Annotated in this window: 24 protein-coding genes; 11 read left to right on the top strand and 13 right to left on the bottom strand. The window is 39.7% G+C overall.

Annotation, left to right across the window (positions count from 1 at the left end):
* Positions 1-76: 76 nt before the first annotated feature.
* The 8 genes from B2W49_RS12065 to B2W49_RS12030 form a co-directional block, all read right to left on the bottom strand.
* The gene (locus tag B2W49_RS12065; protein ID WP_291341590.1) at positions 77-1,264 is read right to left on the bottom strand and encodes a vWA domain-containing protein; all 1,188 of its coding nucleotides are present in this window, start codon (positions 1,262-1,264) and stop codon (positions 77-79) included.
* Positions 1,265-1,278: 14 nt separating this feature from the next.
* On the bottom strand, positions 1,279-2,130 hold the full coding sequence (locus tag B2W49_RS12060; RefSeq protein WP_291341588.1) for an AAA family ATPase: 852 nt from the start codon (positions 2,128-2,130) through the stop codon (positions 1,279-1,281).
* 22 nt (positions 2,131-2,152) lie between these two features.
* Positions 2,153-2,536 carry a hypothetical protein gene (locus B2W49_RS12055; protein WP_236162931.1) on the bottom strand — a complete coding sequence of 128 codons (384 nt, stop codon included), beginning with the start codon at positions 2,534-2,536 and terminating at the stop codon, positions 2,153-2,155.
* Between the two features lie 21 nt (positions 2,537-2,557).
* Positions 2,558-2,866, bottom strand: a complete 309-nt coding sequence (locus tag B2W49_RS12050; RefSeq protein WP_291341585.1) for a YcgL domain-containing protein — start codon at positions 2,864-2,866, stop codon at positions 2,558-2,560.
* 167 nt (positions 2,867-3,033) lie between these two features.
* Positions 3,034-4,176 (bottom strand): ribonuclease D, encoded by a 1,143-nt coding sequence (locus B2W49_RS12045; RefSeq protein ID WP_291341584.1) that lies wholly within the window; start codon positions 4,174-4,176, stop codon positions 3,034-3,036.
* Positions 4,177-4,434: 258 nt separating this feature from the next.
* Positions 4,435-5,031 (bottom strand): recombination mediator RecR, encoded by a 597-nt coding sequence (gene recR, locus B2W49_RS12040; RefSeq protein ID WP_291341582.1) that lies wholly within the window; start codon positions 5,029-5,031, stop codon positions 4,435-4,437.
* A 10-nt stretch (positions 5,032-5,041) separates the two neighbouring features.
* Positions 5,042-5,371, bottom strand: a complete 330-nt coding sequence (locus B2W49_RS12035; RefSeq protein WP_004976621.1) for a YbaB/EbfC family nucleoid-associated protein — start codon at positions 5,369-5,371, stop codon at positions 5,042-5,044.
* 31 nt (positions 5,372-5,402) lie between these two features.
* The gene (locus B2W49_RS12030) at positions 5,403-6,590 is read right to left on the bottom strand and encodes an O-succinylhomoserine sulfhydrylase (RefSeq protein ID WP_291341579.1); all 1,188 of its coding nucleotides are present in this window, start codon (positions 6,588-6,590) and stop codon (positions 5,403-5,405) included.
* A 150-nt stretch (positions 6,591-6,740) separates the two neighbouring features.
* On the opposite strand from B2W49_RS12030, the gene B2W49_RS12025 reads away from it, so the two are divergent.
* From B2W49_RS12025 to B2W49_RS12005, 5 genes are all read left to right on the top strand, one after another.
* Positions 6,741-7,835: an alpha/beta fold hydrolase gene (locus B2W49_RS12025; RefSeq protein WP_291341577.1), complete on the top strand. Its 1,095-nt coding sequence runs from the start codon at positions 6,741-6,743 to the stop codon at positions 7,833-7,835.
* 13 nt (positions 7,836-7,848) lie between these two features.
* Positions 7,849-8,721 (top strand): NAD(P)-dependent oxidoreductase, encoded by an 873-nt coding sequence (locus tag B2W49_RS12020; protein WP_291341575.1) that lies wholly within the window; start codon positions 7,849-7,851, stop codon positions 8,719-8,721.
* An 85-nt stretch (positions 8,722-8,806) separates the two neighbouring features.
* On the top strand, positions 8,807-9,076 hold the full coding sequence (locus tag B2W49_RS12015) for a YARHG domain-containing protein (RefSeq protein WP_291341573.1): 270 nt from the start codon (positions 8,807-8,809) through the stop codon (positions 9,074-9,076).
* 39 nt (positions 9,077-9,115) lie between these two features.
* Positions 9,116-9,529 (top strand): HIT family protein, encoded by a 414-nt coding sequence (locus B2W49_RS12010; RefSeq protein ID WP_291341571.1) that lies wholly within the window; start codon positions 9,116-9,118, stop codon positions 9,527-9,529.
* A 372-nt stretch (positions 9,530-9,901) separates the two neighbouring features.
* Positions 9,902-11,020: a porin gene (locus B2W49_RS12005; RefSeq protein ID WP_291341569.1), complete on the top strand. Its 1,119-nt coding sequence runs from the start codon at positions 9,902-9,904 to the stop codon at positions 11,018-11,020.
* Positions 11,021-11,082: 62 nt separating this feature from the next.
* Here the strand turns inward: B2W49_RS12005 and B2W49_RS12000 are convergent, their stop codons facing one another.
* Positions 11,083-11,685, bottom strand: coding sequence for a YidB family protein (locus B2W49_RS12000; protein ID WP_291341567.1), 603 nt, complete (start codon positions 11,683-11,685; stop codon positions 11,083-11,085).
* Between the two features lie 139 nt (positions 11,686-11,824).
* Positions 11,825-12,316, bottom strand: a complete 492-nt coding sequence (locus B2W49_RS11995; protein ID WP_291341565.1) for a DUF6231 family protein — start codon at positions 12,314-12,316, stop codon at positions 11,825-11,827.
* Positions 12,317-12,352: 36 nt separating this feature from the next.
* On the opposite strand from B2W49_RS11995, the gene B2W49_RS11990 reads away from it, so the two are divergent.
* Positions 12,353-13,225, top strand: coding sequence for a DUF2797 domain-containing protein (locus tag B2W49_RS11990; protein ID WP_291341563.1), 873 nt, complete (start codon positions 12,353-12,355; stop codon positions 13,223-13,225).
* An 83-nt stretch (positions 13,226-13,308) separates the two neighbouring features.
* Here the strand turns inward: B2W49_RS11990 and B2W49_RS11985 are convergent, their stop codons facing one another.
* The 3 genes from B2W49_RS11985 to B2W49_RS11975 all read right to left on the bottom strand — a co-directional run bounded on the left by B2W49_RS11985 (position 13,309) and on the right by B2W49_RS11975 (position 16,276).
* Positions 13,309-15,180, bottom strand: a complete 1,872-nt coding sequence (locus tag B2W49_RS11985; RefSeq protein WP_291341561.1) for a SurA N-terminal domain-containing protein — start codon at positions 15,178-15,180, stop codon at positions 13,309-13,311.
* A 131-nt stretch (positions 15,181-15,311) separates the two neighbouring features.
* Positions 15,312-15,584 (bottom strand): HU family DNA-binding protein, encoded by a 273-nt coding sequence (locus B2W49_RS11980; protein ID WP_291341559.1) that lies wholly within the window; start codon positions 15,582-15,584, stop codon positions 15,312-15,314.
* A 224-nt stretch (positions 15,585-15,808) separates the two neighbouring features.
* Positions 15,809-16,276, bottom strand: a complete 468-nt coding sequence (locus B2W49_RS11975; RefSeq protein WP_414630604.1) for a phasin family protein — start codon at positions 16,274-16,276, stop codon at positions 15,809-15,811.
* A 194-nt stretch (positions 16,277-16,470) separates the two neighbouring features.
* Here B2W49_RS11975 and B2W49_RS11970 point away from each other — a divergent pair, with 194 nt between their 5' ends.
* From B2W49_RS11970 to iscA, 5 genes are all read left to right on the top strand, one after another.
* Positions 16,471-17,118: a hypothetical protein gene (locus tag B2W49_RS11970; protein WP_291341557.1), complete on the top strand. Its 648-nt coding sequence runs from the start codon at positions 16,471-16,473 to the stop codon at positions 17,116-17,118.
* Positions 17,119-17,242: 124 nt separating this feature from the next.
* Positions 17,243-17,716 (top strand): Rrf2 family transcriptional regulator, encoded by a 474-nt coding sequence (locus B2W49_RS11965; RefSeq protein ID WP_004976645.1) that lies wholly within the window; start codon positions 17,243-17,245, stop codon positions 17,714-17,716.
* A 1-nt stretch (position 17,717) separates the two neighbouring features.
* A complete protein-coding gene (locus tag B2W49_RS11960) occupies positions 17,718-18,935 on the top strand; it encodes an IscS subfamily cysteine desulfurase (RefSeq protein WP_291341555.1) in 1,218 nt (405 codons plus the stop codon).
* Between the two features lie 104 nt (positions 18,936-19,039).
* Positions 19,040-19,426 (top strand): Fe-S cluster assembly scaffold IscU, encoded by a 387-nt coding sequence (iscU, locus tag B2W49_RS11955; protein ID WP_004976649.1) that lies wholly within the window; start codon positions 19,040-19,042, stop codon positions 19,424-19,426.
* 36 nt (positions 19,427-19,462) lie between these two features.
* Positions 19,463-19,783, top strand: coding sequence for an iron-sulfur cluster assembly protein IscA (gene iscA / locus B2W49_RS11950; protein WP_004976650.1), 321 nt, complete (start codon positions 19,463-19,465; stop codon positions 19,781-19,783).
* The last annotated feature ends 33 nt before the right edge of the window (positions 19,784-19,816 follow it).

The following is a 19,816-nucleotide window of genomic DNA, read 5'->3' as shown; positions in this document are numbered from 1 at the left end:
TATCGTATTGGTATTTCATCAATACACACGCAATATTTTGACTGAAATTGATAATAGTTAATGAAAAAATTGGCGCTTATCGCGCCAAATATTTCGTCATATCTTCAATGCCTTTTAAAGTCATTGGGTACATATGATTTTCAAAAATTTGTCGAATTAAACCGATGGTATGTGTGTAATGCCAATAACCTTCCTGTTCAGGATTCAGCCATGCGGTTTTTTCAAAATGCTGACGCAGACGTTGTAGCCACACTTGTCCTGCTTCATCATTCATATATTCCACCGAACCCCCAATCGAATTCAGCTCATAAGGAGCCATACTCGCATCACCGACCACAATTACCCGATAGTCGCGTCCATAGGTATTAAATAAATCCCATGTATTCATACGGGTACTGCTACGGCGTACATTGTCTTTCCAAACATAGTCGTATAAACAGTTGTGGAAATAAAAATATTCGAGGGTTTTAAATTCAGTTTTAGCCGCACTAAACAGTTTTTCACATTGGGCGATGTGCGCATCCATCGAGCCCCCCACATCAAACAACATCAACACTTTGACGCGATTACGACGTTCTGGCATCAATTGCACATCTAAAATGCCCTGTTTGGCAGTTTCGCGGATAGTGCCATCAACATCTAGTTCTTCAGCTGCGCCTTGACGGGCAAATTTACGCAAACGGCGCAGTGCCAATTGCATTTGTCGCGTACCTAAAATCTGTTCATCGTCTAAATTTCGATACTGACGCTGCTCCCAGACTTTAACAGCAGAACGCTTACGTCCAGGCCCACCAATGCGTACCCCTTCGGGATGATCTCCAAAAGCACCAAAGGGTGATGTGCCACCCGTACCTATCATACGGTTGCCGCCCTGATGTTTTTTATGCTGTTCGCGTAAACGCTCTTCCAGCATTTTCATCAATTCTTCTAAAGAACCTGCTTTTTTCAGCTCTTCGCGTTGTTCTGGCGTTAGATTTTTTTCTAGCAGTTCTAAGTCAAACCAATCTTTGGGCAATTGATGAACTTGCTGGAGTAAATCATCTAAATCGAAATTGGAAATGCCATCAAAATAGTCTTTCATGGCACGGTCAAACTTGTCAAAAAAACGCTCATCTTTAACCATGACAGTTTTAACAAGTTGATAGAATTCATCTTGGTCTGCAAAAACCAAACCCGATGCCACTGCCTGATTTAAGTCGATCAATTCACGTGTGGTGACAGGTACACCGTAGCGTCGCAAGGTATAAAACAAGCGCACAAACATGGCGTTGTCCTCCCTTAACGGCGCGACATAAAGGCTAAACGCTCAAGCAATTGCACATCTTGTTCATTTTTGATTAATGCGCCGTATAAAGGCGGAATGGCTTTGCTTTTATCACTATGACGCAAAATATCTTCAGGCATGTCATCTGCCATCAATAGGCTTAACCAATCAATGAGTTCAGACGTAGATGGTGGTTTTTTTAAGCCGGGAACTTGGCGTAATTTAAAGAAAACTTGTAAAGCTTCTGAAACCAAGCTGCTTGAAATATTAGGGAAATGCACATCGATAATATCGCGCATGGTCGCTTCATCTGGGAAATCAATATAATGGAAGAAACAGCGACGTAAAAAAGCGTCTGGCAGTTCTTTTTCATTATTAGAAGTGATGATCACGATTGGACGTTGTGTTGCGGTAATGGTTTCGCCTGTTTCATAAACATAAAACGACATTTTATCAAGTTCATGCAGCAGGTCATTTGGGAATTCAATATCTGCCTTGTCAATCTCATCAATCAACAACACACAGCGCTCTGAGCTAGTAAATGCTTCCCACAATTTTCCAGGTTTAATATAGTTTTTAATGTCATATACACGGTCATCGCCCAATTGGCTGTCACGCAAACGCGACACTGCATCATATTCGTATAAACCTTGCTGCGCTTTAGTGGTCGATTTAATGTGCCATGTAATCAGTTTCAAACCTAAACTTTGAGCCACCTGCTCAGCCAATAAGGTTTTACCTGTACCCGGCTCACCTTTCACCAAAAGTGGTTTTTGCAAAGCACGTGCGGCTTTAACAGCAAGTTTTAAACTATCAGTCGCAATGTACTGATCTGTACCTGAAAATTGTTGCGTATCAACAGACATGATTTTACCTTAATTGTTTTAGTTACAGTGGTGAGGTGTTTTTGTTGGCTGTATAAGTCGTTTGTTTAAGACGGTATCTTGACCAGAAATAGCCGACCAACAAACCAAGACCGATCACAAATAAAATGGCAGATAAATTAGACCAAACCAATGGCATTTCTTTGGTTAAAACACCAAAAAGAAGTCCAAAGATGGCTGGGGCAAGTGCTGCATTGCTGCCTTCAGATACTGTGGGGGTAAGTAAAATTGCAAACAGCACAATCCAAGTGATACCACCTAATGGGTTTGGCAAGCGTTTGGCAATTTCATACCAACACCACAAAATAATGGCACTTCCCAATAAGTAAATAGAAACAGCAATTGCAGTTTCAGGAATTGAATCCAATCCAGTCATCACGCTATTCATTTCTCAACTCCTGAACAAAGGTTATGCACCGCGTAAGCCTTCTGGTTCCACAGCGTTTGGATTAATTAAACCTTCTGGCGGTACTTGAATAAAGAAACCACGTGTTTGAATAGAATCCATAACGTGCAAAACATTCACACGTGCCAACTTGCGGCTTTCAGATAATTCCAAATCCATTACAAATGTCGCACGACCAAATGCAACTCGCATTGGCTCAGGTAATACTTCAAGCGGGTCAAACGCTTCTGCTTGATCTTCAGTTTGCTCAGGACGGGCGATGTATAAATACATCTCATCTTTTTTGCTCGACTTATAAATTGAACAGTGCATAAACAACAAAACTCTAAAAACTCAGGCAAAGGATACAACAAAAAAAACCGAGATACATTAACCATTATTAACGCATTGGTCTATGTTTATTCTCAAACAAAGAATGACGTGAAAATTCATCCATTTTGATGTAAAAACTGCTGTATTTAAACGAAGATCAGTCTGGGTTATTCAGCAACTCTCATCTGACCTGACAAATAAGACTGATCAGCATGCAAAACTTCAATTAAAGGACGGGTTAATAATTCATAACGCCAACCTAACAAATAGTTGGGTAAATCTTGCTCATCGTTATGAAAAACCACATGTTGATAAAGTGCATTCAGCCATTTTTTTCGCAATAAAACTTCTTTTGGAATTTGAGTTTCCTGTACTGCGCGCTGAATGACCTGTTCTACATTTTCACCCACTTCTTTTGAAGAATGGCGAATTGGGCGCGCCATACGCAATGGCCATTGTGATTGATCAGGCAGATATTTAATTAAATCTAAAATGGTTTTGCCATGTTCACGCACAATATGCGGGCGTAAATCTTTAATGTTGCTGAGCTGGAACTGATTTTTAGGATTTTTTTCGACTAAATCCAACATGGTAGAGTTGCGCAAAATAAAACTGCGTGGTTGGTTTAAGGCTTTCACCATTTGCTCACGCCAAACAGCTAACTGTTGTAATTGCATGAGTTGACGGCGTGAATGACGATAATTGCCCACATCCTGATACAACAACTCTAACGGTGTTTCTTCACCAATTTCCTGAGTTAAATTGCGGCAATCTTCATGTGCAAAATCCAGTAAATAATGTTGTTTTAAGTCTGTTTGTACCTTATCTGCCAATTGCATTAAATACAGCACGTCATTGGCAGCATAATTTAACTGTTCATCGGACAACGGACGTGCAAGCCAGTCTGAGCGGGTTTGCCCTTTATCAATATCGACATTGAGCATGGTTTTTAAAGCATTTTGATAGCTGACTTGTAAACCATGCCCTAAAAATGACATCCCTACTTGGGTATCAAACACGTTATTCAAGTTTTTTTTCTGCGCATAATGATAAATTAAATCAATATCTTCGCCGCAGGCATGAAAAATATTTTGCTGCGCTTTAAACAATTTTTCCCAAAATGCACTTAAATTTAACGAAGTCCCATCTAACAAATAAATCTGATCATTGACATTAATCTGGAATACGCCCAATTTTGGCCATAAAGTATCAACTTTAATAAATTCGGTGTCTAAACCATAAGTGCTGTTTTGGCTCATTAATGCCAAGACATTTTCAAAGTCTTTTTGTTGATGAATAAATTGGAACATAGCGAGCAGGTAAAACAGGATTCTCTAGGGCTTCATTTTAAACATTAAATAGTATTTAGCTATAAAAATATGTCCAGTATTTTCAATGTTTATCTAATTTCCAAGTCAATACCGTGAAATATTAAATTTTTTATCGTTTTTTATCTTAATTTGATTTTTTATTGCCTTTGAATGCAAGTAATCCTTTTAGTGAATGATTGATCAGATGACCATTCAAATAAAGCTCACATAAATCATATGAAATAAGCATCTAAATGCTTATTTCATTCGCATCCGATTATGCACCGCCTGACTTAACGTATGACTATCGACATATTCAAGCTCGCCACCTTGCGGCACACCTTGCGCAATACGAGTCATCTGCACAGGCAAATGTTTAGTCGCTTCGACTAAATAGTGTGCTGTCGCCTGACCTTCTACAGTTGCATTGGTCGCCAAAATGACTTCGCTAATGTTGCCATTGCTTAAACGCTGAACCAAGTACGGAATACCAATTTCGTCAGGCCCAATTCCATCTAAAGGTGATAAGTGCCCACCTAAAACATGGTATTTGCCACGGAAACTTCCACTTTGCTCAATCGCCATGACATCGGCTGGAGATTCCACCACGCAAAGTAAGTGTGCGTCACGATCATGTGAGGCGCAAATATCGCAGACCTCATCTTCCGTTAATGAGTGACAAATTGAACATTCATGAATATAGCTTGTGGCTTCGTTCAAAGCATGAGCCAAACCGACTGCACCTTCTCTATTTTTCATAATCAGGTGCAATGCCATGCGTTGAGCCGACTTTGGCCCAACACTTGGCAAAATGCGTAGCGCTTGTACCAGTTGATCAAAACGATCACTAAACATACGCCGTTCCTTAGAATAAACCTGCCAAACCTGGTGGCAAACCCATGCCTGAATTTGCAGACTTCATTTTTTCTTCAGAAATTGCTTCGGCTTGACGGGCTGCATCATTCATTGCAGCGGCAATCAAATCTTCAATCATGTCTGCATCGTCTTGCAATAATTCAGGATTAATTTCAATGCGTTTTACCACATTACGGCAAGTCATGGTCACTTTCACTAAACCACCACCCGCTTCTGCATGCACTTCAGTTTGTGCAAGTTCTTCTTTGGCTTTTTTAATGTTGTTTTCCACTTCTTTTTGCATGCGCTGCGCTTGCTGCATCAACATATTAATGTTCATAAAAATCTCCGAACAAATGATCTATTTAGTTTTAAATGAGGTCTAAACCGCGCTCGATGTCGCGAATAATATCATCAATATCTTCCAAGCCAACAGAAACACGAATTAAACCTTCGCTGATACCTGCTGCTTGTTTGGCTTCTGCGGTCATTCTGCCATGCGATGTTGTTGCAGGATGGGTAATGGTTGATTTTACATCGCCCAAATTACTGGTGATAGATAGGAAGCGTGTGTTGTCAATCACAGTCCACGCGCCTTCACGCTCGCCTTTCACCACAAAAGATACAACACCACCAAAGCCAGACTGTTGTTTTTTCGCCAACTCATGCCCCGCATGATGCGGCAGACCTGCATAATACACTTTTTCAACTTTTGGATGTGCATCTAGCCACTCGGCAAGTTTTTGTGCACTGGCGCAATGTGCTTTCATCCGCAGGCTTAAAGTTTCTAAACCTTTTAAGAAAATCCATGCGTTAAATGGACTTAATGAGTTACCCAAAGTACGAATCACACCGTTGATTTCTTCAACCAGTTTATCTTTGCCCACCACAGCGCCGCCTAAAGCACGTCCCTGCCCATCAATATATTTGGTCGATGAGTAGATAATTAGGTCAGCACCAAATTTAATTGGTTGTTGTAAAACTGGGGTACAGAAGGTGTTATCAACTGCAAATAAAGCATTATTTGCATGTGCAATATCGGCAATGGCTTGTAAATCGCCTACTTGTGCCAATGGATTCGATGGCGTTTCAATAAATAAAAGACGCGTATTTGGACGAATAGCTTGTTTCCAGCTGTCTAAATCTTCTAAATCAACAAAAGTGACATCAATACCAAACTTCATCACGTATTTTTCAAACAGTGAAATGATCGAGCCAAATACCGCACGTGAACAGACCACATGATCACCCGCTTTAAGATAAGCCAAAGTAATCGCATGAACAGCCGCCATACCCGAACTGGTCGCAACCGCACGTTCCGCACCATCTAATACTGCCAAGCGTTTTTCAAAAGCCTGTACGGTTGGGTTGGTATAACGTGAGTAGGTGTTGCCTTCAATTTCACCTGAGAATTTTGCAGCTGCATCGGCAGCATTTTCACAAACAAATGATGAAGTCAGAAAAATCGGCTCACTGTGTTCGCCTTCAATTGTACGGTTGTGTCCGGTACGAATTGCCAAAGTATCTAATTGATATTCAATGTCGTCGTGTTGACTCATCTTTACTGCTCAGCCCTAAACTTAGTCCTAAGACCTGTTTGTTAATAATTGCCAACATTTTGAGCGCCAAGCGCATTTAAGGTCAAGGTAAAATATATAAATATCGTTTAGACTTCATTCAAATCGGCGCCGTGTGTGATAGAACACTTTATGAATCAGCTACAACGCAAATTTAATCCATACAGAAAAAAGCTAAAAAACCTGAGTATTCGTCTGTTTAAAAGTCGTGATTTGGTGCTCTCACAAACCACGCCATACGACATCGTGGGACGTTATAAATTTGCGCAGATTCGCTATTACGCTTCGCCAGATAAGCAATATAAAGAACCGCTGGTTTTTGTTGCACCTTTAGCAATTACTATGTCGATTTATGACCTATATCCCTATCGCTCTTTGGTGAAACATTTTCAGCATAGCGGTTTTGATGTGTATTTGGTTGATTGGGGACAATTGACCTATCAACATTGTCATTTAAATTTTATGGCTTTTATTCAAGATGCAATCCCCAATTGCATTCAGCTCATTTTACAACACGCCAAAGTCGAACAAATTTCACTGCATGGTTGGAGTATGGCGGGGGTATTTGCCATGTTGTATGTGGCAGATCAACAACCCGCACATATTAAAAACCTTATGGTTTTAGGCAGCCCTGTAGATAGTTATGCTTCGGGGCGACTTGGTAAACTCTTTCAACTGACCAATCAGCTGATTTCTAAATACCCTAAATTACAACATGCCTTTTATTCAGGAAAAATTCCCAAGCATTTAATTCATACACCAGGTTTAATCAATGCGATTGGTTTTAAAATTTTAGATCCTAGAGCATGGCTAGAAAGCAATAAACAGATGCTATCGAATCTGCACGACTTACAAACCTTGCATGAAAACGCGACCTTAGCCAATTTTTTAAATAATATGATTGATTATCCAGGTGGGATTAATCAGGACATGGTATTGAATGTATGGCTGCAAAACCCACTCAAACAAGGCGCTATTCAACTGAATCAACATACCATTGAACTTAAAAATATTGATTGTTCACTTTTGGTCGGTGCGGGTGATAGCGATCAAATTGTCACAGCCGAAGCTGCTCACCCTTTATGTGAATTGACAAGTAGTAGCGATGTCACGTTTACTCTTATTCCAGGTGGACATTTAGGTTTAATGTCCAGTCAAAAAAGTGCCAATGCGTTTTGGCCTAAACTGACCACATGGTTAGAACAACGATCCAGCAAAATCGGATAAAGAGAGCAAGAACATGATTCAATCTGTTGCATTTATTGGCTTAGGCGCAATGGGCTACCGCATGGCAGCACATTTACCTAAACATTTTGACACGGTCTATGTTTGGAATCGTAACTTTGCCAAAGCCGAGCAACATGCTGCTGAATATGGCACACAAGCGGTTGAATTGGCTCAAGCGGTTCAAGCAGATATTATTTTTTCTTGCTTACCCACCAGTACTGAAGTTGAAAACCTAATTGCACAAATTCAGCTGAAAGCAGGCTCAGTATGGGTCGATTGCACCAGTGGCGTACCTGAGAGTGCTAAAAAATTAGTACAACGACTTGAAGTACATCAGGTCGACTTTTTAGATGCACCTGTAAGTGGGCAAACGATTGGTGCAGAAAATGCGACATTAACAGTCATGATTGGTGGTAAAGCTGCTGCTTTTGAAAAAGCCCTACCTGCAATTCAGGCTTTTGGTAAAGTAATTCAACATGTAGGTGAACCTGGCGCAGGCTTTGCAGTAAAAGCAGTCAATAATATGCTAATGGCTGTGAGTTTATGTGCAGCAGCTGAAGGTTTTACCGCCTTAAAAGCACATGGCGTAAACTTAAATCAGGCCTTGCAATGTATTAATGCTTCGAGCGGTAAAAGTGCAGTAACGGAAATAATTTTGCCGCAGCGAGTACTGAACCGTGCTTTTCCAAATACTTTTGCTTTACCTTTACTGGCTAAAGATACAGGCATCGCATTAGATTTAGTCCGTGAAGCAGCGTTGCCTGCACCTGTACTAGCTTTAACCCAAAGCCTGATTCAAGCAGCAAATTTAAGTGCAGAAAAAAACAGTGATTTTTCCACTGCAGTGAAAATGTATGAATTATGGAGTAATATTACCCTAGAGTAAGAACTCGCCATTGAATATACATCTATAAACCCAATAATGTGTATTAAGTGGCTAGTCACACCATCATTAAATAGAGGAAACTCTTATGAACAAGTTTAGCATTGCGATATTTGCAAGCCTTGCAACTTTAATCGGGGCAAGTTCAACTGCTTTTGCATCTGAACAAGAATGTCAAAAACTTAAAAATGACCACGATGTGATTTATGCATCAAAAGGCTTCTGCTTTAAAGATCCTGAAGCTAAAGCACGTTTTGGCAATGACAACTGTTATACAACCAAGCCAAAGTTCTCTGAAAAAGAACAACAACGTCTTGACGCAATCAAAGCACGTCAAAAAGAACTGAACTGTAAATAACCGTTCTAAAATAGCATAGGCTGAATTTAAGGAATCATAATGGCTTACGATGATCAAAATATTTTTGCAAGAATTCTACGTGACGAGCTTCCTGCAATTAAAGTGTATGAAGATGACCAAGTTCTTGCGTTTATGGACATCATGCCACAAGCCGATGGTCACACTCTCGTGATTCCTAAGACACCTGCAGTAACCTTATTGGATTTACCTGCAGATGCAGCAGCTTATACTATTCAAATTGTTCAAAAAATTGCGAAAGCTATGCAGCAAGCTTTGGGTGTAGATGGTATTGTATTAATGCAATTGTCAGGTACAAGTGCAGGTCAAACTGTCCCCCACGTACATTTTCACTTAATTCCAACCTCGGTTCATCAACTTGGAAAACATGCTGCACAAATGGGCAATCAAGAAAAAATTAAAGCCCAAGCAGAAAAAATTAAAGCAGCGCTTTAAAAATTTCAAAAGTGTCATACAAAATGAATGGAGCAGCTGCTCCATTTTTTATTTAAATACAATTCAAATACTTAAAAATAAGTCACAATTATTAGACCTCTCGCGAAAGTATGGTTTTATCTAATTTTTTGAATTGGCTAAAAGCTCATAAAATATAGCTTTCGGGTGATTAAAATGTCACTAACGCAAGAAGTCTATTTATTACATTTTATTACCCGTCATCAAATTGTAATTTTTTCTTCACTTCAATGTCACAAAGTTTACAGATACTGCTTAGCAAGTTGATGAGCTTGTGTAACTTTTTGTACACAAGCTAACTAAATAAGAAAGCAAGGCGAATGCCATTTTTAAAAGTGTTTTGGAGAAATCTTGATGAAAAAATTGCTTCTAGCAGCTACTGTTGCAGCAATGGGTGTAAGCGCAGCACAAGCAGCACCAACTTTGTACGGCAAACTGAATGTATCTTTAGATCAAGTAGATAACCATGACTTTAAAGGTAATGATGTTACCGAGTTAAGCTCTCATTCTTCACGCATTGGCGTTAAAGGCGAAGAAAAATTAACTGACAACTTATCTGCGGTGTATCAAGTTGAATGGGCTGTTTCTACAGATGGTGCTGGTTCAGATACGGACTGGAGCCTACGTAACCGCTTCTTAGGTCTTAAATGGGCTGGTATTGGTACTTTGAAAGCTGGTCAATATGACTCTTACTTCAAAACTTCTGCAGGTAATGCACAAGACATTTTCAACGACCATACTCGTCTTGACATGACTAAAGTATTGCACGGTGAAGAACGTCCTAAAAACGTGATTGGTTTTGAAACTGACAAGAAATTACTTGGTGGTGTTCAATTCAGCATTATGGCACAACAAGGTGAAAACACTGCTTCTCAATATACAACAGAAGTGCGTGATGGATTTGGTGATGCAGTTTCAACTTCTTTAAGCTATGACAATAAAGACCTTGGTCTTGCTCTAGCAGTTGCAGCTAACATGGGTGTACAAGGTGATTATGCTGCTTACGGCCTAAAAGATGTAGAATCAGATGCGGTGCGTGTAACTGGTTCTTATAACTTTAAAGCAGCTGGTCTATCAGGTTTAACTTTAGGTGCTTTATGGCAACAAGCTGAACTTTCTGACTCTCCGTCAGCTACAGTTCTAGCAGCTACAGTAGAAAAAGGCTCAAATCCAACTAAGAACTTAAAACGTGAAGCAGCTTCTCTAGAAGAACAAGCAATGGGTATTACTGCAGCTTACAAATTTGCAGACACTCCATGGACTGTTAAAGCTGAATATATCACTGCTGAAACAACAGCGACTGGTGTAAAAGACCGTACAATCGACCAGTATGGTCTTGGTGTAGACTATCACTTCAACAAACAAGCGCGTATGTATGGCGTAGTAGCATCACAAGAACGTGACTGGGAAACAGGCGTTGGTAAAGATGACACAATGACTGTATTCGGTCTTGGTATGGAATATAACTTCTAATCTTAAGATTAAAGTGAATTCTACAAATAAAAGGGCTTATGCCCTTTTATTTTTTCTTAAATTTAACGCTTTAAAAACCCTGACACTAAATTCATCACTTGCTGAATATCATCATTGGCTTCTTGTTTACTGGTTTGCTCACCTTGTGGTGTCAATGAATCAATAATTTGTGGTAAGACTGTAGAAATCGCACTATAAATATCTTGCTTCGGCACTTGAGTTTGCTGCGCAACCTGCTCTACATCAGCATCATCAAATAAACTTTGTACTTGTTCAGCACCTACATGTGCATTTTCACCTGGCCCTGTAGACACCCAATCATCCACCTGACTGGTTAAGCCCTGTCCTTTAAGTTTATCTAAAGCACCTTGCAAGCCCCCCTGTTTTTGGATCCATGCCAACACCAAAGGCAAAACTGCAATCAATAAACTTTGTGTACCTGAAGCACCCGCAGCAGTACGCTGTTGTTGCCCACCCAACTGACCAAGTACCGAACTAAGAATTCCGCCCAAACCGCCTTGTGCAGATTGTTGGTTATTGCCACCAAGTTGCCCTAAAACTGAACCTAAAATACCGCCCAAACCACCTTGAGATTGATTAGATTGCTGATTGGCACCCAATGCTTGCTTTGCCAATATTTCAACAATATTGCTTAAATTGGTCATTTTATTTGCCTCCTCATGCCCTAAGACAGCATACGAAGTTTTGACTGAATTACGCGATTGAAATTGTTAAATTTTGCAATATTCTAAATTTTTGTTAAGTATTCATCATGATTAGGTTTTTGTTAGTTTAATGCAGCACTTACCAACGGAATTTATCCCAATTTTCAGGGTTTGCCCAAAACTTAGAATTAAACCAATCTGGCACGTGCTTATAAGTCAAAATATTAAATTGCCATAAGCATAAATGATGCTGCTCAAAGCGATGTTCAATCAATTGTGTAAAACCAAGCGCTCTAAGTAATTGCTCATCTTCACGCGCAGCAATCACCACAATACGCTTTGCCAATAAATCACGTAGCTTCACCAAAATTTGTGAGGTGTGTTGTTGCGTCTGTGAGGCAAAATCAGCAGCATCTAAAAATACAACAGCTAAATCAAAACGTTGGGTAAAAGGCAGATTTAAAAATGCCAATGCGCTAAAATACTGCCATTGGATGCTGGGCTGATCAGGCGCTTGATTGTTATGCTTCGGACTTGCTTCAATATTTTGCCCTATACACAATGCAGTAGAAATTGGCTGTTGTAGAGATAAGTCATCAATTAATGCTTGAATTAAACGCATTTCAGCCATCACTGCATTCCTTCATTTTTGAGAGAGTATTTTCTTATGGAACTACAAGGCATTTGCCATAAAATGCACGCAGGTCTTAAGGACCATAGTGTAACTGATGAACAGGTACACAAGGCAAATGTTGAATATAAATTTATTCTAGACCGTTCAGAAATTGATCTACCTTTTCAGCTTGGGCAAGAGCTTGAAATGGAGTGGGCGGGCAATATTTATTGTGTTTCTTGTGGCGTAAAAACCCCAAAATCCTATTCGCAAGGACATTGCTTTAAGTGTTTTAAAACCAAAGCATCTTGTGATATGTGCATTATGAAGCCTGAAACTTGTCACTATCATTTAGGTACCTGTCGTGAAGATAGTTTTGCTCAAGAAGTTTGCTTTCAACCGCACATCGTATATTTAGCCAATTCAAGTGCCTTAAAAGTGGGAATCACCCGTTTAGGTCAAATGCCAACACGTTGGTTAGATCAGGGTGCAACTCAAGCCTTGCCAATTATGAAAGTTGGCTCACGCCGTTTATCTGGGCAATTAGAAGTCATGTTTGGTTCACAAGTGGCAGATAAAACGGACTGGCGTAAACTACTCAAAGGCAAAGCAGAACATCTAAACCTGATTGAAGTTCGGGAGCAGCTAATTGAAGAGTTTGCACCTAAAATTCAGACCATTCGCGATGAATTTAGTCAAAACTTAGAATTCAATGAATCCGTTGAATTGTTAGATAAAGAGCCACCACGTGAGTTTGTTTACCCTGTAGAGCGGTATCCTGAGAAAATTAAATCACATAATTTAGATAAAACCCCAATTATTCGCGGTAAGTTACAAGGTATTAAAGGACAATATCTCATATTGGATACAGGCGTGATTAACATCCGCAAATACACAGGTTATGAGCTAAAAATTCGCGCAGAATAAATCTTAAATCTTCTTGCCTAATCTTTTATATGCACCAAAAAAAACCAGCAAATTTGCTGGTTTTTTTGTAGATACACAATCAATTATTTGATTTTCGCTTTGGATTTCAAATATTGCGTATAGTCATCCAACTCTTGTTGAGCACGCAATTGTTGATACAACTGCGCCAACTCTTTCAGTTGCTCAGGCGTTAAAGCATTCGATGTAGTATCGTTTACATTTGAGACAGCCACAACAACCAATTCATTTGGTAAAGATGCTGTTGTCACTGACCACATGCCTTGCTTAGGTGCAGGTACACTAAATGCAGCACGTTCAATTTCACGCTTTAACAAACCATCTGCACGGGTGAATGTGCCTGCATTTTCAAAACGAATTTGGTTTTTCGCCAAAACGGTCGCTGCAGGTTGAGTTTTAAATGCATCCAATGCGGCTTGTATATCTTTTTTCGCTGCATCAAAGGCTTTTTTCTCAATCAGTTTAGCTTTTACGCGTGGTGTTGCTTCTTCTAAAGTTTGCACACCTGCAGCATGGTAATTACGCACTTTAACCCATACCACATCGCCATTGGCTAAAGTAATGTTACTCGATGCGTTGCGATCGCCATTTTTCACATCATCATTAAACAATTTAACTTTGACAGGAGGCTGGCTTAAAACAGGATGCTGCGCCGCTAAAGTTAAACCATTAACAGATTCAACTTTGGCCGTTTTCACTTCTTCTGCCACCACATCTAAAGTATCACTGCTCACCACCAATTCATTTAAGCTGTTGATAGTATCGGTATAGGCATTTTCAATTTTGGCTTTTTGCAATTCTGCCGTTAAACGTGCTTTTTGAGTTTCAAACGTAGGAATTTGAACCGTAGCACCTTCTGTTTGAATCACATGATAACCATATTGAGTTTTAATAGGCTGTGATACTTCACCAGATTTTAAGCTACCCACGGCTTTGTCAAAAGTATCGCCAAATACGCCTGCTTCATAACCTGCAACCTCACCGCCTTTGGCTTTAGACTCAGGATCATCCGAATACTTTTGCGCAACTGCAGCAAAACTTTTACCTTGCTTAATTTCAGCAGCGGCTTGCTCTGCAAGTTTTTTAGCTGCGGCATCATCACGCGCATCGGTAGTGATTAAAATATGTTTCACTGTCGGTACAGCAGCACCTTTTTGAGTTTCGACAAACTTTTGATACGCTTGTTGTAACTCTGCTTCAGTGACAGCCGTATTTGCAGGTGCAATATTGGCTGGAGTTACCACAATGTAATCAACATCAACGCTGGCAACCCGTTTAAAGGCATTAGCGTGCTGTTCATAATACGCCGCAATTTCTTGCGCATTTGTGGTGATATTTTTCTTGTAATCATCTAACTTAATACTAGATAAATGCAAAGTACGTTGCTGGGTTTGCAAGTTGGCAATTTGCTGAATATCAGATGGACTAACTAAAGCATAATCGGTAAAGATAGCACTCAACATTTTTAATGCATGGTCTTGACGTAAGTTTGCTACAAGCGCCTGATTGGTCATGCCTACAGATTGCAAATAGTTTGCATACAAGCTTTCAGAAAACTTGCCATCCTGTTGGAAGTTTGGTTGCTGCGCAATCATTTGTTCGATTTGTGCATCGCTCAAAGAAATCCCTAATTTCTCAGCTTGTTGTAATAACAAGGTGCGTGCAACCAAAGTATCTTTGGCTTTGTTTTGAATATAATTTTGATTCAATAGTGTTTCATCACCATTGGTATAGGCCAAGTATTGTTCTTTCAAGGAATTGGTCAGATTATCTAGTTCTCGTTTTGAAATTTGCTGACCATTGACCGTTTGTACAGTGTCCTCAGACTGACCTCCACTAAAATATCCTTCAATACCTACAAGTGCTAAAGGGGTCAAAAACAAGACGAGCAAAACTTTGCCCAACCAACCCTTAATAACTTTACGAAAAGATTCCATAAGTATTCCAATATTTTATTTGTGCGAGATTTTAACTGAAAACCCTCAACGAATGAATGCGTTGAAGCCGTTTATTGACATTATTAATAAAAAACGCGCCAATTGGCGCGCTTTCTTGGCATTTTAAAAGATTATGCTACTGAATCTTTTAAACCTTTACCCGCTTTAAAGCTTGGTACTTTGCTTGCTTTAATTTCAAGCGCAGCACCTGTTTGTGGATTACGACCCGTGCGAGCAGCGCGCTCTTTCACATTAAATGTACCAAAACCAACGAGGGTTACAGTATCACCCGCTTTAAGCGCTTCAGTAATAGAAGCAATTGTAGCGTCTAAAGCCTTACCAGCATCAGTCTTAGACAATCCCCCTTTCTCTGCAATTGCATCGATTAATTCTGATTTATTCATGAAAATTACGTCCTCTTAATATCGTTTAATTAGGGTCCAGAGATTTAATTTAAATTACCGTAACGCCTTTATAGCAATGCTTTGAGGGTAAAAGCAATACTCCATACATGCTTTTATGCAAAATAAATGGTAAAAACGATGGAACCATTAGAAAGTGTTGCGTTTTGCCCTAAAATACCTGATGTATAATAAAGCAGCATCTTTTAAGTACGCTTTGTGGGGAATTAATTTTTCGCAACAGCTTCTTTTAATTGTTTATTTTCTTCAATCAAAGCATCAACTTTGGCATGCAATTGGAGTACCAATTGCTCCAAATGTTGCAGGTCTTTTGCTGTCACTAAGCCAATTCTATTTAAAGAATGATTCACGCTATGGTCAATTAAACGCTCAACTTTATCTTTAGTGTCAATAACCGACTCTTTGGCTTTTTCAGACACCTTTTCAACTGTTTGATCGGCAATTTCTGTGGTTTTAAATTCTAATTCCTCTCCCACCTTGACCAGAGAGTCAAACAATTTATTGCCTTCTTCTTCTGCACGTGAAAATGCACCTAAACCCGCCAACCAAATTTGCTTGGTATATTTACGAAAGTCGAGTGATGATTTACGTCCTGAACGTAATTTATCTTTATTTTTCAATGTGGTTTCTTGCTCAACCAAATGCTCTTCTACGCTATCCGTCATTTTTTCCATGAACCTCTCCTGCATATTTTATGCGCACATAAATGTAATAAACCTACAAAATGCTTTCATAATAGCAAATTAAATACTTGATCGTTTTGCTAAACTGTTCTACAAAGCATGATTATTCGCTGTGCTTCTATAAGACTTATTCGCTATGAAGTGCAAAACAAGGAATTCAACTTTAGATTTAGGGACTTGATTTTATGAGTGATTCGCAACAAAGACAAAGTAATCCGCATTTGTTGCTGACCATGCTCATGATTGTGTTAGAAACAATTTTTAGCTTTATTCTGAAACATGATCGTGTGGTCGCTTTGCAGGCTAAAAAATTTGTTAACCAGAAAGTCACTATTAAAATTAATAGCTATATTCCTTATTTCGATATTTACGTGGAATTCAATCCAAATGGCATCCTCTTTGACACCAAAGCACCCGAACAAGCTGTCGATTTAGATGTACGTACCAGCCTCATAGATTTATTCAAAATCTTTATTTTAGGTAATCGCCGCAGTATTAAACACATGCGTATAGATGGTGACATTACCCTGAAAGATGAATTTCGTGATCTGATTTTGCATTTTAGTGCCCCCAAAGTTTTAGCCGACTGGAAAGAATGGCTGAAAGAAGCACCTCAAGAACAAGAAGTGATCGCTTCTAAAAAGCGCATTGCCCCACTTTTAGACAAAATTGATGAACAACGCTCTAAAATCAACACCTTACAAGTTGAGCTGAAACAACATAAAAACCGCATACGTCGGATTGAACGCCGTCAAAAGCGCATTAACATCGCCTTTGGTGTAATAACGATATTATTAATTACGTTATTAGTGTATAATTTATGGGTCATTTAAACGCATTGAAATATCAAATAAAAACAGCGTAAATCCTCGCGCACAATATCACAATAAAATACTTGACTATTTTAGTCGGGATTCATAGAATACCCATATCTAGTCTAATCATGTGTATCGAATCATGCGCTTAACAACTCGCGGTCGCTACGCAGTGACTGCTCTACTTGATTTAGCTTTGCAGCCAACTGAACAAACGATCACGCTTGCTGAAATTGCAGCCCGTCAAACTATTTCTGTTGCTTATCTTGAGCAGTTATTCGCAAAACTTAAGCGCCACGGCTTAGTGTCTAGTGTTCGCGGTGCTAACGGTGGCTACCATTTAGCACGTAGTGCAAATGAAATCACTGTGCTAGAAATCATTGAAGCCGTAAACGAAACTGTTGATGCAACGCGTTGCGACCATAAAGGCAACTGTCAAAATGGTGCAATGTGCTTGACTCACGACTTATGGCAGGAACTCTCCCATCATATTGCCGACTATCTCGCTAAAATCTCACTTGCTGACTTAGTTGCGCGTGACAACGTACAAACTGTTGCCATCCGTCAGAACACAGCACCGTTTGATTCAGCTCTTTTATCGGTTACAGGTATTTGACATGAAACGTCCAATTTATCTTGACTACGCAGCAACCACTCCTGTAGATCCTCAAGTTGCAGAACGCATGATGGAGTGCCTGACTTTTGATGGGACTTTCGGTAATGCCGCTTCTCGTTCGCACGCTTATGGCTGGCAAGCAGAAGAAAAAGTTGAATATGCTCGTGAGCAAGTTGCAAACTTAATCAAAGCAGACCCACGTGAAATCGTATGGACTTCTGGTGCAACAGAATCGGATAACCTTGCACTGAAAGGCGTAGCACAATTCTATGCGTCTAAAGGTAAACACATTATCACCTCTAAAATTGAGCACAAAGCCATTTTAGATACGTGCCGTGAGCTTGAATCTGAAGGTTTTGAAATCACCTACTTAGACCCACAACCACAAACAGGTTTAATTACACCTGAAATGGTCGAAGCGGCAATTCGTCCAGACACCATTTTAGTGTCGTTGATGATGGTAAATAACGAAATTGGTACGATTACCGATGTTGCTGCAATTGGTGAAATCACCCGTGCTAAAAAAATCTTCTTCCATGTCGATGCTGCCCAAGCTGCTGGTAAAGTAGAAATTGATTTATCCACCTTAAAAGTAGATTTAATGAGCTTCTCTGCACACAAAATCTACGGTCCTAAAGGTATTGGTGCACTATTTGTACGTCGTAGTCCACGTGTACGTTTAAAAGCGCAAATGCATGGTGGTGGTCATGAGCGTGGCATGCGTTCAGGCACACTAGCAACCCACCAAATTGTAGGTATGGGTGAAGCATTTGAACTTGCAGGCAAAAACTTGGCTTCTGAGCAAGCCCGTTTACGTGTATTACGTGACAAACTTTGGAATGGCTTGAACAGCATGGAACAAGTATTCCTGAATGGTCATCCAACGCTAAACGTTGCTAACTACTTAAATGTCAGCTTCAACTTTGTTGAAGGTGAATCCTTAATGATGTCTCTTAAAGATGCTGCGGTATCTTCAGGTTCTGCATGTACTTCAGCAACCTTAGAGCCATCTTATGTATTACGTGCATTAGGGCTTTCAGACGAACTTGCACACAGCTCAATTCGTTTTAGTTTTGGTAAATACACCACTGAAGAAGATATTGATCATGTCCTAACTGTGACTAAAGCCGCAGTTGAAAAGTTACGTGAACTTTCACCGCTTTGGGATATGTATAAAGAAGGGATTGACCTTTCTAAAGTCGAATGGACTGAACACTAATTCATCCCAAATCTAATGGCTTTGACAGGAAGCCATTAGATTGATAAAGGTAATTTCACCCCCATATTTATATTAAGGCTGACCCCGAGGTTTGGAGAAGCGACATGGCTTATAGCGATAAAGTAATTGATCATTACGAAAACCCTCGTAATGTTGGCGTTTTAGACAAAAATGCTGAAAACGTTGGTACAGGTATGGTGGGCGCACCTGCATGTGGAGATGTAATGCGTCTGCAAATTCAAGTCAATGACGAAGGCGTGATTGAAGAAGCACGTTTCAAAACTTATGGTTGTGGTTCGGCCATTGCCTCAAGTTCTTTGGTTACTGAATGGCTTAAAGGTAAAACTTTAGATGAAGCACAAGCCATCAAAAACATTGATATTGCAACCGAACTTGCACTTCCACCTGTGAAAGTACACTGTTCTGTATTGGCAGAAGATGCTATTAAAGCTGCTGTAGAAGACTATCGCAGCAAAAAGACCAAAGCTTAATTTACTAAGTTTTGTGGAAAAATAAACGGAGTTTTCATGATCAATTTAACTGAAAATGCTGCAACTCATATCAGCAATTACTTAAAGAATCGCGGTAAGGGTCAAGGTATTCGCGTTGGTGTGAAAACTTCAGGCTGTTCTGGTTTGGCTTATGTACTCGAATTTGTAGATGAAGTCGATACGCATGATCAAATGTTTGAACAGTTTGGTGTTAAAGTTTTCGTTGATCCGAAAAGCCTGGTTTACCTTGATGGCATGGAAATGGACTATGTCAAAAATGGTTTAAACGAAGGTTTCGAGTTTAACAACCCCAATAAAAAAGGTGAATGTGGCTGCGGTGAATCGTTCACGGTATAACAGCCGCTTCCCTCTTTTTAGTTTAAAACAGTG

This window comes from Acinetobacter sp. UBA801 (genome assembly GCA_002296655.1).
In the GTDB taxonomy this organism is placed as follows: domain Bacteria; phylum Pseudomonadota; class Gammaproteobacteria; order Pseudomonadales; family Moraxellaceae; genus Acinetobacter.
Note: the sequence above shows the minus strand (reverse complement) of the source record. Positions and strands in the feature narration are given on the sequence as shown.

What these genes read in the sequence shown, in the direction of transcription:
- B2W49_RS12050 (WP_291341585.1), bottom strand. Translation starts at nt 2,866, where the DNA reads ATGCACTGTTCAATTTATAAGTCGAGCAAAAAAGATGAGATGTATTTA.
- B2W49_RS12035 (WP_004976621.1), bottom strand. Translation starts at nt 5,371, where the DNA reads ATGAACATTAATATGTTGATGCAGCAAGCGCAGCGCATGCAAAAAGAA.
- B2W49_RS11960 (WP_291341555.1), top strand. Translation starts at nt 17,718, where the DNA reads ATGAAACGTCCAATTTATCTTGACTACGCAGCAACCACTCCTGTAGAT.
- B2W49_RS12010 (WP_291341571.1), top strand. Translation starts at nt 9,116, where the DNA reads ATGGCTTACGATGATCAAAATATTTTTGCAAGAATTCTACGTGACGAG.
- B2W49_RS12055 (WP_236162931.1), bottom strand. Translation starts at nt 2,536, where the DNA reads ATGAATAGCGTGATGACTGGATTGGATTCAATTCCTGAAACTGCAATT.
- B2W49_RS12025 (WP_291341577.1), top strand. Translation starts at nt 6,741, where the DNA reads ATGAATCAGCTACAACGCAAATTTAATCCATACAGAAAAAAGCTAAAA.
- B2W49_RS11990 (WP_291341563.1), top strand. Translation starts at nt 12,353, where the DNA reads ATGGAACTACAAGGCATTTGCCATAAAATGCACGCAGGTCTTAAGGAC.
- B2W49_RS11970 (WP_291341557.1), top strand. Translation starts at nt 16,471, where the DNA reads ATGAGTGATTCGCAACAAAGACAAAGTAATCCGCATTTGTTGCTGACC.
- B2W49_RS12015 (WP_291341573.1), top strand. Translation starts at nt 8,807, where the DNA reads ATGAACAAGTTTAGCATTGCGATATTTGCAAGCCTTGCAACTTTAATC.
- B2W49_RS12060 (WP_291341588.1), bottom strand. Translation starts at nt 2,130, where the DNA reads ATGTCTGTTGATACGCAACAATTTTCAGGTACAGATCAGTACATTGCG.
- B2W49_RS11985 (WP_291341561.1), bottom strand. Translation starts at nt 15,180, where the DNA reads ATGGAATCTTTTCGTAAAGTTATTAAGGGTTGGTTGGGCAAAGTTTTG.
- B2W49_RS11975 (WP_414630604.1), bottom strand. Translation starts at nt 16,276, where the DNA reads ATGGAAAAAATGACGGATAGCGTAGAAGAGCATTTGGTTGAGCAAGAA.
- B2W49_RS12000 (WP_291341567.1), bottom strand. Translation starts at nt 11,685, where the DNA reads ATGACCAATTTAAGCAATATTGTTGAAATATTGGCAAAGCAAGCATTG.
- B2W49_RS11995 (WP_291341565.1), bottom strand. Translation starts at nt 12,316, where the DNA reads ATGGCTGAAATGCGTTTAATTCAAGCATTAATTGATGACTTATCTCTA.
- B2W49_RS12045 (WP_291341584.1), bottom strand. Translation starts at nt 4,176, where the DNA reads ATGTTCCAATTTATTCATCAACAAAAAGACTTTGAAAATGTCTTGGCA.
- B2W49_RS12005 (WP_291341569.1), top strand. Translation starts at nt 9,902, where the DNA reads ATGAAAAAATTGCTTCTAGCAGCTACTGTTGCAGCAATGGGTGTAAGC.
- B2W49_RS12065 (WP_291341590.1), bottom strand. Translation starts at nt 1,264, where the DNA reads ATGTTTGTGCGCTTGTTTTATACCTTGCGACGCTACGGTGTACCTGTC.
- iscA (WP_004976650.1), top strand. Translation starts at nt 19,463, where the DNA reads ATGATCAATTTAACTGAAAATGCTGCAACTCATATCAGCAATTACTTA.
- recR (WP_291341582.1), bottom strand. Translation starts at nt 5,031, where the DNA reads ATGTTTAGTGATCGTTTTGATCAACTGGTACAAGCGCTACGCATTTTG.
- B2W49_RS11965 (WP_004976645.1), top strand. Translation starts at nt 17,243, where the DNA reads ATGCGCTTAACAACTCGCGGTCGCTACGCAGTGACTGCTCTACTTGAT.
- B2W49_RS11980 (WP_291341559.1), bottom strand. Translation starts at nt 15,584, where the DNA reads ATGAATAAATCAGAATTAATCGATGCAATTGCAGAGAAAGGGGGATTG.
- B2W49_RS12020 (WP_291341575.1), top strand. Translation starts at nt 7,849, where the DNA reads ATGATTCAATCTGTTGCATTTATTGGCTTAGGCGCAATGGGCTACCGC.
- iscU (WP_004976649.1), top strand. Translation starts at nt 19,040, where the DNA reads ATGGCTTATAGCGATAAAGTAATTGATCATTACGAAAACCCTCGTAAT.
- B2W49_RS12030 (WP_291341579.1), bottom strand. Translation starts at nt 6,590, where the DNA reads ATGAGTCAACACGACGACATTGAATATCAATTAGATACTTTGGCAATT.